Origin of the sequence: Brevibacillus fortis, assembly GCF_003013395.1 — a bacterium.
Classification (GTDB): Bacteria; Bacillota; Bacilli; order Brevibacillales; family Brevibacillaceae; genus Brevibacillus; species Brevibacillus fortis.
Map to the genome: position 1 here is coordinate 1 of NZ_PXZM01000070.1, position 13,185 is coordinate 13,185.

11 protein-coding genes and 1 pseudogene are annotated in these 13,185 nt (G+C 47.3%); 5 read left to right on the forward strand and 7 right to left on the reverse strand.

The window, feature by feature from the left end; genetic code table 11:
* Nucleotides 1-83 precede the first annotated feature (83 nt).
* Nucleotides 84-557 carry an N-acetyltransferase gene (locus tag C7R93_RS29515; RefSeq protein ID WP_106842119.1) on the reverse strand — a complete coding sequence of 158 codons (474 nt, stop codon included), beginning with the start codon at nt 555-557 and terminating at the stop codon, nt 84-86.
* Between the two features lie 200 nt (nt 558-757).
* Here C7R93_RS29515 and C7R93_RS29520 point away from each other — a divergent pair, with 200 nt between their 5' ends.
* Nucleotides 758-1,351 (forward strand): TetR/AcrR family transcriptional regulator, encoded by a 594-nt coding sequence (locus tag C7R93_RS29520; RefSeq protein ID WP_047071619.1) that lies wholly within the window; start codon nt 758-760, stop codon nt 1,349-1,351.
* A gap of 35 nt (nt 1,352-1,386) precedes the next feature.
* On the opposite strand, the gene C7R93_RS29525 is transcribed toward C7R93_RS29520, so the two are convergent.
* From C7R93_RS29525 to C7R93_RS29530, 3 genes are read right to left on the reverse strand one after another with little or no spacing between them, the layout of a single operon-like run.
* The gene (locus C7R93_RS29525; RefSeq protein WP_106842120.1) at nt 1,387-3,063 is read right to left on the reverse strand and encodes a peptide ABC transporter substrate-binding protein; all 1,677 of its coding nucleotides are present in this window, start codon (nt 3,061-3,063) and stop codon (nt 1,387-1,389) included.
* 3 nt (nt 3,064-3,066) lie between these two features.
* Complete coding sequence (locus tag C7R93_RS30440; protein ID WP_167402513.1) at nt 3,067-3,240, reverse strand: hypothetical protein; 174 nt, start codon at nt 3,238-3,240, stop codon at nt 3,067-3,069.
* On the reverse strand, nt 3,200-4,528 hold the full coding sequence (locus tag C7R93_RS29530) for an ATP-binding protein (RefSeq protein WP_106842121.1): 1,329 nt from the start codon (nt 4,526-4,528) through the stop codon (nt 3,200-3,202). Before C7R93_RS29530 ends, C7R93_RS30440 begins: the two co-directional genes overlap by 41 nt.
* 311 nt (nt 4,529-4,839) lie before the next feature.
* On the opposite strand from C7R93_RS29530, the pseudogene C7R93_RS29535 reads away from it, so the two are divergent.
* From C7R93_RS29535 to C7R93_RS29545, 3 genes and pseudogenes are all read left to right on the forward strand, one after another.
* Nucleotides 4,840-5,950 (forward strand): annotated as a pseudogene (locus tag C7R93_RS29535) (RNA-guided endonuclease InsQ/TnpB family protein).
* Nucleotides 5,951-6,118: 168 nt separating this feature from the next.
* A complete protein-coding gene (locus C7R93_RS29540; protein WP_106842122.1) occupies nt 6,119-8,611 on the forward strand; it encodes a U32 family peptidase in 2,493 nt (830 codons plus the stop codon).
* A 31-nt stretch (nt 8,612-8,642) separates the two neighbouring features.
* Nucleotides 8,643-8,873, forward strand: a complete 231-nt coding sequence (locus C7R93_RS29545) for a DUF1128 domain-containing protein (protein WP_007722824.1) — start codon at nt 8,643-8,645, stop codon at nt 8,871-8,873.
* Between the two features lie 66 nt (nt 8,874-8,939).
* On the opposite strand, the gene C7R93_RS29550 is transcribed toward C7R93_RS29545, so the two are convergent.
* The 3 genes from C7R93_RS29550 to fabF all read right to left on the reverse strand — a co-directional run bounded on the left by C7R93_RS29550 (nt 8,940) and on the right by fabF (nt 11,896).
* Nucleotides 8,940-10,013 (reverse strand): DUF4179 domain-containing protein, encoded by a 1,074-nt coding sequence (locus tag C7R93_RS29550; RefSeq protein WP_106842123.1) that lies wholly within the window; start codon nt 10,011-10,013, stop codon nt 8,940-8,942.
* Nucleotides 9,988-10,536, reverse strand: coding sequence for a sigma-70 family RNA polymerase sigma factor (locus C7R93_RS29555; RefSeq protein ID WP_106842124.1), 549 nt, complete (start codon nt 10,534-10,536; stop codon nt 9,988-9,990). The genes C7R93_RS29550 and C7R93_RS29555 overlap by 26 nt, the downstream gene beginning before the upstream one ends.
* A gap of 127 nt (nt 10,537-10,663) precedes the next feature.
* The gene (gene fabF / locus C7R93_RS29560; protein ID WP_106842125.1) at nt 10,664-11,896 is read right to left on the reverse strand and encodes a beta-ketoacyl-ACP synthase II; all 1,233 of its coding nucleotides are present in this window, start codon (nt 11,894-11,896) and stop codon (nt 10,664-10,666) included.
* A gap of 134 nt (nt 11,897-12,030) precedes the next feature.
* Between fabF and C7R93_RS29565 the strand changes: the two genes are divergently transcribed.
* Nucleotides 12,031-12,894 (forward strand): helix-turn-helix transcriptional regulator, encoded by an 864-nt coding sequence (locus C7R93_RS29565; RefSeq protein WP_106842126.1) that lies wholly within the window; start codon nt 12,031-12,033, stop codon nt 12,892-12,894.
* Nucleotides 12,895-13,185: the final 291 nt, after the last annotated feature.

A 13,185-nucleotide genomic window follows, 5' to 3' on the forward strand; every position in this document is an offset into this window, starting at 1 on the left:
TACTTATAGAATATTGTTTATATTTCTTCTATTTATATGAGTATAGTACCAGAAAAGGAAAAAGGAAGGCTAGACCAAATGTATCAGGCTGTTTCGAAAATCATAGCAATTTCGTCGCACATCGGCAGCTTGGAGCAATTAATACAATCCTTCCAAGCTTTTTGCGGCAGCGTTTCCTTGGCAACCACCCAAAACCCGCACTTTTCAAAGAACACTTGTTGATAGGTCAGCGCCAAGACACGCTTAATTCCCAACAGACGGCATTGCTCAACCAAATGAAGAACCAGGTGTTTCCCAACGCCCAACCCTTTCGCTTTTTCCGAGATAGCCAAAGAGCGGATCTCTGCCAGATCCTCCCACAAAATATGTAGGCCTGCGACACCTACGACCGAATCTCCATCATGAGCGACAATAAAGGATTGCAAGTTTTCTAAAAATGACAGCTTCGTACGTGGCAGCATCAAGCCTTGCTGTGCATATTCATTAACAATCTCCAACATGGCATCCACGTCTTTCATCGTAGCCTGACGTACTGCCAGTGCGTTTGCAACACCCATTTTACTCTCCTCCACCCCATGCATTTCGAGCCTGGTATGATTTAATATTTATTCATTATAGTATATAAATATACATTCGACCTTCGCAGAAGTCTATCCTTTTTTCGCCTAATTTATGCTTAATTGTATGAACTATTCTTTTGTTAGGTAACGGTTGTGTTATAATCAAGCGTACGAGTTCATAAGGAGGTGCTACATACTTGACGACGAGACGGGAACGAAAAAAGCGCGAAACCCGCGAAAAAATATTCAATGCTGCCATCAAGCTCTTCAAAACGCACGGCTTTGAAGCAACCACGATCGACATGATTTCCGAAGAAGCGGATGTTGCACGCGGTACGATCTTTCTACATTTCACTTCAAAGGAAGCCATTCTCGCTAATTGGGGATATGAGCGTCTGCATGAAATCGAGGAGCGTCGGGAAGAGTGGGATTATGGTAACGACTGCAAGTCGAAGGTGCTGCGGATCTACAAGATCATGAATGAAGTCACCATCACCAATTTTGATTTCATCAAAGTCGTCGTGGAATCCTCGATGAAACATCGGAAAGTGCTTGAGAACGAAAAGAATATGTACTTTGAATTGCGTCAACTGTTCGCTGACCTAATTGAAGAAGCGCAAGAAAAGAATCAATTGAAAAGCAAATTCAACCCGCTTGTCGCTGCGAACATGTTGGAAAACATTTACTATAATGCTCTTTATGACTGGGTACGTAGCGAGGGCGCTTGGGCACTCGAAGAAATCATGGAAGAGAAGGTCTCTATCGTATTCGAAGGGCTGGTCGTGGAATAATCCGACTGACCAGCCCTTCGAATGTGACTACTTGATTATTCAAAATAGGCCCATTTGTACTGTGCGTATCCCAATCCTGAAATGACTACGCCTTTCAACTTGGGATTCTGCGCATACACCGTAGACTTAAAGTAAAACGGAATGACTGGCATTTCGTCCACCAACATTTTCTCCGCCTTTTGCAAGATCGCTTTTCGTTTGGCAGCATCCTTCTCTTTGGCAGAAGCCGCCAATAGATCGGCATATTGACGATTCTCCCAACGAGTATGGTTGTTGCCTTCCTTCGTTCGGAATATTTCCAGGAAGTTGATCGGATCGTTGAAATCCCCCGTCCACCCCATCCGCGCTACTTGGTACTTCCCGTTTTTCACGTTTTCATAGTAGACATTCCATTCCTGATTCTCCAGCTTGACGTGCACACCCAAGTTTTTTTGCCACATGTCCTGTACGGCTTGCGCGATTTTGGTCTGTGCTTCCTCCGTATTATAGGACAGTGTAATCGGCGGGAGTTGGTCGACGCTTCTGTACCCTTCTTCCTTCATGCCTTCCGCCAACAGCTGCTTGGCTTTTTCCACGTCATTGTCTGAAAACAAGCCTTGCTCGTTTTCAGCAAACATCGTAGGCGGCACTACGGCTGTCGCAACCAATTCCCCTCCCTGCGTGATGTTCTCCACGATGTCTTTCCGATTGATTGCGTACGAAAAGGCTTGGCGAATTTTTTTGTTGTGGAAAGGCTTTTGCTCTGTGTTGAATTCATACCAGTACGTCCCAGCTTTTGGCGTGATCACCAGCAAGCCTTTTTCCTTCAAGGTCGGCATCGCGTCGAGCGGAAGATTGCCAGTCGGAGCACCTGCCCAATCGAGATCGCCGCCCTCTAGCATCGACAGCTCTGTATTCGCGTCATTGATCATATTCATTTCGATTTTGGTCAGCTTGACAGCGTCTGTGTCCCAGTAATGCTCGTTTTTCGTAAGAGTCAGCTTGGTTTTATGCTCCCACGTAACGAGCTTGAACGGTCCATTCGAGGTGTAGGCTGGTCCTGCTTCCTTCGCCCAGTCCGGATTGTCTTTCACTACTTTAGTATTCAGTGGAAAGTAGCTGTAAAAAGCCGTCAGCTCCAGAAAAAACGGCGTCGGGTTTTCCAGTTGGACGACCAGTGTCTTGTCATCTGTTGCCTTTACCCCGATCTCTTCGGGCTTCACTTTGCCAGCAAACGCCGCTTCTGCATTTTTTACATAAAACAGCTGATAGGCATACTGGGAACCGTTTTTGGAATCGAGTGCCCATTTCCATGCGTTTTCAAAATCGTGCGCGGTTACGGGATCACCATTCGACCACTTCGCATTGTCGCGAATCGTGAAGGTGTACGTCAACAAATCGTCTGATGCCTTGATTTCCTGCGCCATAGCGGGCTGTGGAACGCCCTTGTCGTCAATGCGAGTCAGCCCCTCAAACGTCTGAAAAATAACATTGGATGACCAAACATCGGAAATGAGTCCGGGATGAAGAGAAAGTGGTTCTGTAAAGTTATTCAGTCTGAGTATCTGTTCGGGTTGCTCATGTGCAGAAGTAGTCGTTGATTCTGTCGTTGGTTGTGTGGCGGGCTTTGCTGCTTCCTGTGGTTGTCCGCATGCAGCAAGCGCTAATGCCAAGCCTGCTACGAATACAGCTTTTCCTGTTTTTTGCCACCATCGTTTTGTGAAACTTCGCATAGTCTATTCCCCTTCGTTCGGGAGCCTTCGCTGTTCTTCTCGTTGCTGCCATTCTTTCAGCTCGCTTTTTATTTGATAGAGCTCTGCACGTGTTTCGAGCTTGAACGCTTTTAATTCACTTCTGATTACAGCCAACTCATGAAAGAGTCGGTCCCACATCTCTTGATCTTTGTCCATGTTCGCCTCCTTTTCCGGCCGTATACATAGCTGGCAGTTGAATCGTCACCTGTGTTCCATGTCCTCGTTCACTCTGAAAGTCGATCGTCCCTTTCATCGCCTCAATAATCCGACAGGTTACCATCAAACCGAGACCCGTCCCTTTTTCTTTTGTGGAATAAAAAGGCAACCCGATCTGCTCAATCTGCTCCTGCGTCATCCCCTCTCCCTCATCCTTGATGGAAATCACATGATAGTTCCCGGCTGCTTGTACGGTGACGTGGAGTACACCTCCCTGATCCATAGATTCGATGCCGTTTTTCATCAGATTCATCAAGGCTTGCTTCAGCTTGACGGCATTGCTCTCCACGAATAGACCAGGCTCTGTCTCACAGTGAATTTCTACGCGGTTCATGACACTGTAGGACGACATGATAGCAGTAACTTCTTTCACCGTATCAGCAATTTCCAGTCGCTCCAGCATCTCAGAATGAGGCTTGGCCAGATTTAAATAGTCGGAAATAATAAATTCAGCCCGATCGAGTTCATTTAAGACCAATCGGATGTATTCCGTGTTTTTCGGGTTCGTCTCCTCACGCAACAATTGGACAAAGCCTCGCACCACCGTGAGTGGATTGCGCACTTCATGGGCAACACTTGCTGCCAGCTCGCTGATCAAGTTCAGCTTTTCCGAGCGTTCGACTTGCTTGCGGATAATATGAGATTCTCGAATAAACTCGATAAAATAAACCGCTCCACCTTGTACGATCAAGCCAAGGTAACCGATTTCCACTATCGGCTCGAGATAATCATTAATGATAGACAACGGGAAGCCTCTCCAGATCAAAACAGCCATCGCTCCACCGATGATGGACAGCTGCTTCAAGCATCCGATCAAGAGAACAACCGTCAGTTTTTTTCGCAAAGAGTATCCATACCAGCGATTGACCAACAAAAAAGGGATGATCACGTAGACCACCGTTCCAAGAATGGTCATGAGAACGACATCGCCACCCAGAACGATCCTTACGACAAGCATCACGAAAATCGTCAAAATGCCCGGGATATATCCCGCGTATAAAATGGTAATAATGATCGGTATCGAGCGTAAATCGTACGCCATACCATTACTGAGTTGTACTGGAAAGCTCATAGCAAGAATGACACTGATCGAGCTACAAACGATAACCATTGATGACTTGACGCTCATCTTGTTCGAGGTTGATCGCCCCAGCCAAACGTTTCTATACAGCAAAACAGGGACGATAACAAACAGTAACTGCAGCAAAATGTCTTTGATGATTAGCATATATCGGTTCCCCTGGCTCTTAGAATATTTCGATTTTTCTTACAGAATAACATCCCTAGGTGTCTTTCTGAAAGGTACATTTTCAACATCTGGCAGAAAGGATGTTTTTGTTGCGGTGACCTGCACATTTCCCTATGATGAAGAAGAGCTTGTTGAAAAACTTGGAGGTTGTTAACTAAGCTATTCATTATTAAAAACTATGTATTCCTGTATACCCTTCTTCCATGTATAGTACGTCATTCGGAGTACAGTCTAATGCCTTGTTATTCATCTTATATTTCACGGTATAACTAAAGGCGGCGATACCAATAATGTTACTCGCAATGAAAGTTAGATTGAAACCCACTCCCGAACAAGAAAATCAGTTATGGAAGTCGGCTGGAACGGCTCGTTGGGCATACAATTGGACGTTGGCCAGGCAGGAAGAAAACTACCGAAACGGTGGTAAGTTCTTACCTAATACTATTCTCCGTAAAACTGACACAGGTAAAACTATCTAAGAATTATGTTTGGTTGTACGATGTTTCCAATGATGTAACTAAACAAGCAGTCAAAGATGCTTGTGATGCTTATAAAAAATTCTTCAAGAAACAAGCTGATAAACCTAGATTTAAAAGCAGAAAAAAGTCAAAACCCTCCTTTTACAATGACAATGTGAAATTGAGGGTAAAAAAAGGTCTCGTCTTCCTTTTGAAAGTAGGATGGGTTCGTACCTCAGAACAAATTCCTGTGGATACAACGTATATAAATCCTCGCATCTCATTCGATGGGAAGTACTGGTATCTATCCGTCAGCATTGAACAAGAGGTAAAGAAGCCTACTTTAACTAATGAAGTCATTGGCATTGACTTAGGTTTAAAGGAGCTTGCGGTTTGTTCTAACGGAATGACCTTTCAAAATATCAACAAGACAAAACCTGTAAAGAAAGCAGAGAAACGTTTACGGAGGTTGCAACGTAAAGTCTCTCGCCAATACGAGATGAACAAGGAGGGAAACCGTTTTGTCAAAACGTGCAACATTGTAAGAGTGGAAAAATCCATTCGTTTGCTCAACCGAAGACTAACAAATATCCGTACCAATCACATCCATCAAGCTACGAATGCTATCGTGAAAACCAAACCTGGCACTGTAGTGATGGAGACTTTGAAAATCGCCAATATGATGAAGAATCGTCATCTGTCCAAAGCTACCGCACAACAGAAATTGCACGAGTTTAAACGACAAATGAAATACAAGTGCGAGAAATATGGCATTTGCTTCATACAAGCAGACAAATGGTATCCTTCATCGAAGACCTGTTCAAATTGTGGTCAAATGAAAAAAGACCTAAAGCTGTCAGATCGGATTTTCAGATGTGATTGTGGGCTAGAAATAGATAGAGACCTTAACGCATCTATCAACTTAGCCAAATTAGCAAGCTGACACCAACAAGTTATTGCTAATGTGTACGGTTCGTTGTACCGGAATTTACGCCTGTGGAGTGTCTTACCAAATGCAAGTAGCCTTGGCAAAAGCAGACACAAAGAAGCAGGAAGCAAACAAAGGGTTGATTGATTTTTACAATCGTTTGGCAACGGTAATGACATACAAATGCGAAATGGTATAAAGCGTGAAGATATCGAGCTGTTGGCACCTGCTGGTAACTGGGACTGTTTGAAGGCAGCCGTGGCCAACGGAGCCAATGCTGTATTTTTTGGAGTAGAAAAGTTCAACGCGCGTGCGCGTGCTGAGAACTTCCATATGGCGGAACTGCCAGAGATTATGGCTTATTTGCACATGTACGGGGTAAAGGGATTCCTTACCTTTAATATTCTTGTATTCGAAAATGAACTGGAGGATGCACGCGAGCTGATAGACGCCTGTATCCACGCTGGAGTGGACGCTGTGATCGTACAAGACCTCGGTCTTGTAAAGATGATCCGCGAGATTTCTCCAGACTTCCCGATTCACGGTTCTACACAAATGACGATTACTTCGCCGGAAGCGGTGGAGTTCACGAAGCCGTTTGATATGGAACGCGTCGTACTCGGTCGTGAAAATTCACTAAAAGAGATCAAAAAAATCGGAGAAAAAGCAAAGCTGCCGATGGAAGTATTCGTCCACGGTGCCTTGTGCGTTTCTTATTCCGGACAATGCCTGACCTCGGAAATGTGGGGTGGACGCTCGGCAAACCGTGGGGAATGTGCTCAAGCCTGTCGCTTGCCGTATGACCTGATGGTAGACGGTGTGCAAAAAGAAATGGGCAATATCGCTTACGTGCTGTCTCCGAAAGACTTGGCTGCCATCGATTTGGTTCCTGAGTTGATCGAGGCTGGTGTGACTTCCTTTAAAATTGAAGGCCGTCTGAAAACACCTGAATACGTTGCAAACGTCGTGAGTAAATACAATGCCGCCATCGAGCGTTATTTTGCCGGACAAGATACGGGACCATCCGAGGTAGAAGTACGCGAGCTGCAGCAAAGCTTCTCTCGCGGATTTACCCACGGATTTTTGACCGGGACAAACAACAAGCAACTCGTAGATGGATCGTTCCCGAAAAGCCGCGGTGTATTTTTAGGAACCGTGAAAAAACTACTTCCTACAGGCGTTCTGGTGGACATCATGGCTCCTGTCAAACGCGGAGACGGAATCGTGTTCGACGCGGGTGACCCCACGCAAAAAGAAGAAGGCGGACGCATCTACGATATTTTGTCTCGCAGTAAAAAAGTAGAAGGCGAAGTATCCAAAGGCCTGTACGAAATCGTCATGGGACGCAATGACGTGAATCTGAAGCGTCTCCACGTTGGTGATCGCGTATGGAAGACGAGCGATCCTGAGCTGGATCGTCGCCTGCGCAAAACGTTCGAGACAGAAAAGCCTTATCGCACCTTCCCGCTGTCCGTACACGTAAGCGGCAAGCTGGGTGAAAAGCTCAGTGTCACTTGGGTGGATAAACAGGCAAATCACGCTGTAACTGTTCCTTCAGAGGTTATGCTTGAGACTGCTTTGAAGCGTCCTTTGACCGCTGAGTTACTGCACGATCAACTCAGCCGCCTGGGCGGAACGATTTTCCACCTGGAAGCTACCGATCTGACTGTCGATCTCGAAGGGGATCTCATCGTACCTGTCAGCGAGTTGAATCGGATGCGCCGTGACGCAGTAGAACAGCTTGTGTTCCTGCGTTCCAAGCCGCCGATTTACCACCATCACGATATCAATGTATACGCGGACGCTCCGACGAGCCAACCAGTGGAAAAGCCGCTCCTGACAGCTCTGTGCCGCTCGCTTGAACAATTGGAAGCTGCCGCGCAAACCGATGTGGACTTCCTCTATGCTGACTTTGAATTCGTCAAGCAGTACCCAGAGGGTGTCAAGCTGGCCCATAAGTACGGGAAAAAGATCGGGATCGCTACCATGCGCATTCATATGCCAGACGAAAACGGTGTCCTTGCCCTGATCGCGAAAAGCAAGCCTGACGCTATTCTGGTACGCAATACCGGGGCACTCTATTACTACTTGTCGCGTCGCGATGAAATCGATATTCCATTGATTGGCGATTTCTCACTGAATGTCGCGAACCATAAGGCAGTTGAGTTGTTCCTCGCAACAGGCTTGTCGCGCGTCACGCCGTCGTACGATCTGAACATCCAGCAGATGGTCGATCTACTCAGCCGCTCGAATACTGCGAACATGGAGCTGGTAATCCACCAGCACATGCCGATGTTCCACACCGAGCACTGCGTATACTGCACATTCATGAGTGAAGGTACAGACCATACGAACTGCGGAACCCCTTGTGAGACTTCCCGCATTTCGTTGAAAGACCGCGTCGGCTTCTCTCACCCAATACGTGTGGATACCGGCTGCCGCAATACCGTTTATAACGCGATTGACCAGTCTGGTGCTGAGTACTTGAGTGAGTTCCGCTCCCTGAATGTCGGCAGCTACCGCATCGAGTTTTTGGAAGAAGAACCAGAGCGCGTGAAAGAAGTAATCAGTCTGTATCGCAAGGCATTGCGTGGAGAAGTTAGCGGTACACACGTATGGCGTACGCTGAAGGCAACGAACCAGTTGGGCGTTACACGTGGGCAACTGACAAAATAAATACCAGCTTTACAGAGAGGAGAGAGAAAGTATGGCTGACCTGAATCAACCAACTGTAGAGAACTTGGCCGTTATCATCGAAGGCATTAAGGCAAAGCTGAACATGGCAAATACCGCTGTGATGCGTCCGGAGGATTTCGATCTCGTTCATTACGAGGATTTGCTGTACCTGTACAACATGGTGCAGAAAAAAGCGGCGTTTGGCATCAATGAAATGACTGCCATCGTTGAAGAGCTAGGTGCGATGAGAAAACAATCCTAGTTTTTGCCCCAACAAGAAAAAAAGCGTCGCTCCTGTACATGGAGGGACGCTTTTTTTGCGTGATCTCTATTTTTTCAACGTAACAGTAAACGTTTTGAATTCGATGTCTTTCCCTAGCTTTTTCATCGTTTCCATTGCTGGTTTGACTACGGATTCCCCCCCCTGGTCATCTATCTCGACTCCGCCACCTTGAGCTGGCAATGACAAATACGGCGTGATCGTTAATTCTTTTACATCCGTTGTAACTGGGTCGAAACGCCTTGTACCCGAGAGATACTCTTTTCCGTCTGACTTTTTGCCTTGGCTACCGCCGGAGTATGCTCCTAGCTCGTTTCCTTTTTCATCCACGACCTTGAATTCCAAATAGCTCGATAAATACCCGATTTCCTCCGATATCGCCTGAAAGCCGACAACCAATCCTGCTGGACCCATTGTGATATCAGAAACAGTCAGGTCGATTACTCCAGCTTGTTGCTGGTGATGGATTGGAATGCGCTTCGTATCTGTGCGGGAACTGATTGGCAAGGAGAAGCTCCACTGCTTGCCGTCCTCCCCATGAAAGCTCAAACCGAGCTTGAACGCCTCAGGCAAGCCATTGATCGCGTCAATATCAACAATCCCGGTCGCAAGCGTAGGCGTGATTTGTGTATGCTTGCTGCTTCCTGCGTATCCAAATGCTTTTCCATTTACCGTCAGATCTGGCGAGGAGCCTAAATAATGCTCTCCGACTGCCTGCTTCGTTTCCAATGTGTAACCAATCGTAAATCGCGTACCGTCATAGTAAACTTCATTGACAGTAATCGCATGCCCATCCACGTCCTGCGACTCGCCAATGGCCGTTGTTAAGCCTTTTTCACTCGCTTGTTTCAATCCGCTGTCTCCATATGTTGCGAAAATCGACCCAATCAAAGGCACCTTGGACACCAGGTTCGCCATCGCTGGGGAAACTGCTGCCGAGCTAAACAAGACCCCTAATGCTACAACCGCTGCCCCTGTACTGTACACCAGCTTTCGTTTGTTCAGGCCTTTTCTTTTCGGTGCAGCCTGCTGAACCGTTTGGGCGATAATCGCGTCCAGCTTCTCTGTAGGAACTGGAATGCGGTCTACTTGCTCTTTATAGGCATGAATTTTTTCTCTCATCGAAGTACTCCCCTTTCAGCTTCTTCTTTAATAGAATCAACCCTCTGTGAATATTCGTTTTCACAGTGCCTTCCGGACAATCCAGCGTTTCCGCGATTTGCTTGACGGAGTAGTCCTTGTAAAATCTTAGTAGCAGCACCGTTACATACTTTTCTTCGAGCTCTTCCATTGCTTCTAACAGATCAATCCGTTCCTCAAGCCTTACACTTCCTGTATCCCGCACATTTTCGATCATGTCTTTCCTAAGCGTTATCACTTTTCGTTTTTTAGCCAAATAGGCAATCGCCGTGTTGATCAAAACCCTCGTCAGCCATGTCGTAATGTATTGATCGTCCTTTAGGGTTGAAATCGAAATTAGAGCCTTATAGACCGTTTCCTGAAAAATCTCCAGCGCATCATCTTCGTTGCGCGTGTACACAAAAGCCATCTTGTACAGCTTTGCTTTTTCTTGGTGAATAAGCATTTGGAATGCGTCTGAATCACCAGCCTTGGCAAGAGCAACGAGACCAAGTTTTTGGTTCAATCTGTTCCCCCTCCTTTTCTCCCTGTTAGAGAAATCAGGGCGGCAAAACGTTTCATTTTCATTTTATCGACATAAAAAAAGCCTGCTCCCACAGTCTACCGGAGACTACGGGAACAGGCACGATTCGTTACATTTTTTTCAGCACGATGACTGCGTTGTGACCGCCAAAGCCAAAGGAATTGGACATGCCGATGTCGAGCGTGGCTTTGCGGGCTGTATTTGGCACATAATCCAGATCGCAGTCAGGGTCACGCTCCTGCTGATTGATCGTCGGAGGGATCATTCCTTCTTGAAGGCTCTTAATTAGGGCGATCGCCTCCGCACCCCCTGCTGCACCAAACATGTGACCAGTCATCGATTTGTTGGCGGTAATCGGTACACGATAAGCATGCTCGCCAAACAGCTTTTTGATCGCCAGTGTCTCGGAACGGTCTCCGATTTCTGTGCTGGTAGCGTGCGCACTGATGACATCCACGTCTGTCGTTTGCACCCCTGCTTCCTGGAGAGCCCATTTCATCGCGCGGTAGGGACCGATTCCTTCTGGATGTGTCGCCACCATATGATAGGCATCAGAGCTTGCCCCATAGCCAATCACCTCGGCATACATCCGTGCATCTCTTTTCTTGGCGTGTGTCTCCGACTCCAAAATCACAATCCCGGCACCTTCTGCCATCACAAATCCATCCCGTTGGGTATCAAATGGCCGACTCGCTCCTGTTGGATCATCATTTCTCGTTGACAATGCCGTCGCATTGCTAAAGCTGGCGAGAGATATGTCAGTCACTGCTGCCTCAGACCCTCCTGCGATGACGACATCCGCCCCGCCCGTTCGAATGAGCCGGAAAGCCTCTCCGATGGACGTATTCCCAATCGAGCAAGCAGTGACAGGTGACATCGTCGGGCCGTACAAACTGTACTTGATGCTGATCATCGCTGCTGCCATGTTGGAGATGAGCATGGGAACCAACGTTGGGCTGATCCGCTCAGGACCTCGCTCACGCAGGACATCATGCTGCTCAAGCAGTGTCTCTACCCCGCCGATGCCAGAGCCTACATATACCCCGATTCGCTCGCGGTCCAACTGGTCCAGCCGAAGCTCTGCATCCTCAAGTGCTTCTTCGACAGCAGCAAGGGCAAACTGGCAAAAGCGATCCATTCGCCGCGCCTCTTTGCGCCCAAAACGCTCCACCGGATCAAAATCGCGCACCAAGCCTGCGATTTTCGTTTTATTACGAGTTGTATCAAAAGTGTCAATATGTGAGATTCCAGACTTCCCTTGCACGAGACTGTTCCAAAACTGATTCACCGTATTCCCTACCGGGGAGATCACTCCCATACCTGTGACAACGACTTTTTCCATGATTAGCCTCCAATTCGAGTGCCTTATGGAAATCATCTTGTCACATAGGTTATCCTATTACAAGTTGTTGTTTATCCTAGTATAATGAGTACTAGTTTAACAAATCTAACCAGGTTAGGAAATGGAGGTGTACCATGAATCAGCAAACGCGTTTGCAGGCACTATCTACTTTTTTAAAAACGCAGCGCGCCAAAATCCTGCCACAATCGATCGGGCTGGCTCCTGGGACACGCAGAAGAACACCCGGACTACGAAGAGAAGAAGTTGCTCAGCTCGCGGGGGTTAGCTCCACCTGGTATACATGGCTGGAACAAGGCCGCGACATCAAGGTCTCGCCTTCTGTTCTGGATGCGGTAGCGAGAGCGTTGCAGCTTACCGTCGATGAGCGAAAATATTTGTATGCGCTGGCACTGGAGACTGGCACGGGAGTCGGACAAGGCTTGCAAAAGGATGAACCTCCGAAGATCAATCCTGCCCTGAAACGAATCTTAAAAGAATTGCGCTCCTGCCCAACCATCATTTCAGATCGGCGCAGTCATATTGTCGGCTGGAACGAGGCAGCCGCACATGTCTTTCTCGATTTTGAACAAATCCCTTATGAAGAGCGCAATTTGATCCGCTTGGTGTTTACACGGAAGGAATTACGACGATTTGCCGTTAACTGGGAGCATTTCGTCAGTGGCTTTCTCGCGATTTTTCGCGCCAATTACGGTCAGTATGTAGAGGATGAGTGGTACGAGCAGTTTTTAAGTGAAATGCGGCAGGTTCATCCTGATTTTCAAGACCTTTGGGAGCAAAGCCGCGTCAGCTCAGCCCCGGAGGTTTTACTGGAATTCCGTCATGCCAAGGCAGGGAAAATGCTCTTTCATCTGACCTCGTTGCAGGTTTCCGGGAGCGCGGATTTAAGGTGCAGCATTTACACACCTGATCCGAATTCTGCCACGGAGACGAAGCTGCGGCAGTTGATTGATCGGCCGGTTTCTTCTGCACAACCATAGTTAAAAGCTGGTTGGAGTCAACATAGTGGAGGAGAAGAAAAAGCACAGTTCTCTTCGACTCTGACACGCCAGCAGGGGGTTTCACTGGCCGTCTCCACTACAAAAAGGGGACCGTCGAGCCAAAGCCACCCTACGGGCGGAAGATTCTCAACGAAGAAGTGTTCGACAAGCGTGGTCCCCTTTTTGTAGTTCCGACTGGGTAGGCGTTGTCAAGGTCTACTCGTACCCAAATTTAAAAAGCCGCTGACTATGACTTGAAAAATAAAGTCTTAGACTGCGGCTGCTTATTTT

What these genes read in the sequence shown, in the direction of transcription:
- C7R93_RS30440 (WP_167402513.1), bottom strand. Translation starts at nt 3,240, where the DNA reads ATGGACAAAGATCAAGAGATGTGGGACCGACTCTTTCATGAGTTGGCT.
- fabF (WP_106842125.1), bottom strand. Translation starts at nt 11,896, where the DNA reads ATGGAAAAAGTCGTTGTCACAGGTATGGGAGTGATCTCCCCGGTAGGG.
- C7R93_RS29545 (WP_007722824.1), top strand. Translation starts at nt 8,643, where the DNA reads ATGGCTGACCTGAATCAACCAACTGTAGAGAACTTGGCCGTTATCATC.
- C7R93_RS29530 (WP_106842121.1), bottom strand. Translation starts at nt 4,528, where the DNA reads ATGCTAATCATCAAAGACATTTTGCTGCAGTTACTGTTTGTTATCGTC.
- C7R93_RS29550 (WP_106842123.1), bottom strand. Translation starts at nt 10,013, where the DNA reads ATGAGAGAAAAAATTCATGCCTATAAAGAGCAAGTAGACCGCATTCCA.
- C7R93_RS29525 (WP_106842120.1), bottom strand. Translation starts at nt 3,063, where the DNA reads ATGCGAAGTTTCACAAAACGATGGTGGCAAAAAACAGGAAAAGCTGTA.
- C7R93_RS29540 (WP_106842122.1), top strand. Translation starts at nt 6,119, where the DNA reads ATGCGAAATGGTATAAAGCGTGAAGATATCGAGCTGTTGGCACCTGCT.
- C7R93_RS29515 (WP_106842119.1), bottom strand. Translation starts at nt 557, where the DNA reads ATGGGTGTTGCAAACGCACTGGCAGTACGTCAGGCTACGATGAAAGAC.
- C7R93_RS29565 (WP_106842126.1), top strand. Translation starts at nt 12,031, where the DNA reads ATGAATCAGCAAACGCGTTTGCAGGCACTATCTACTTTTTTAAAAACG.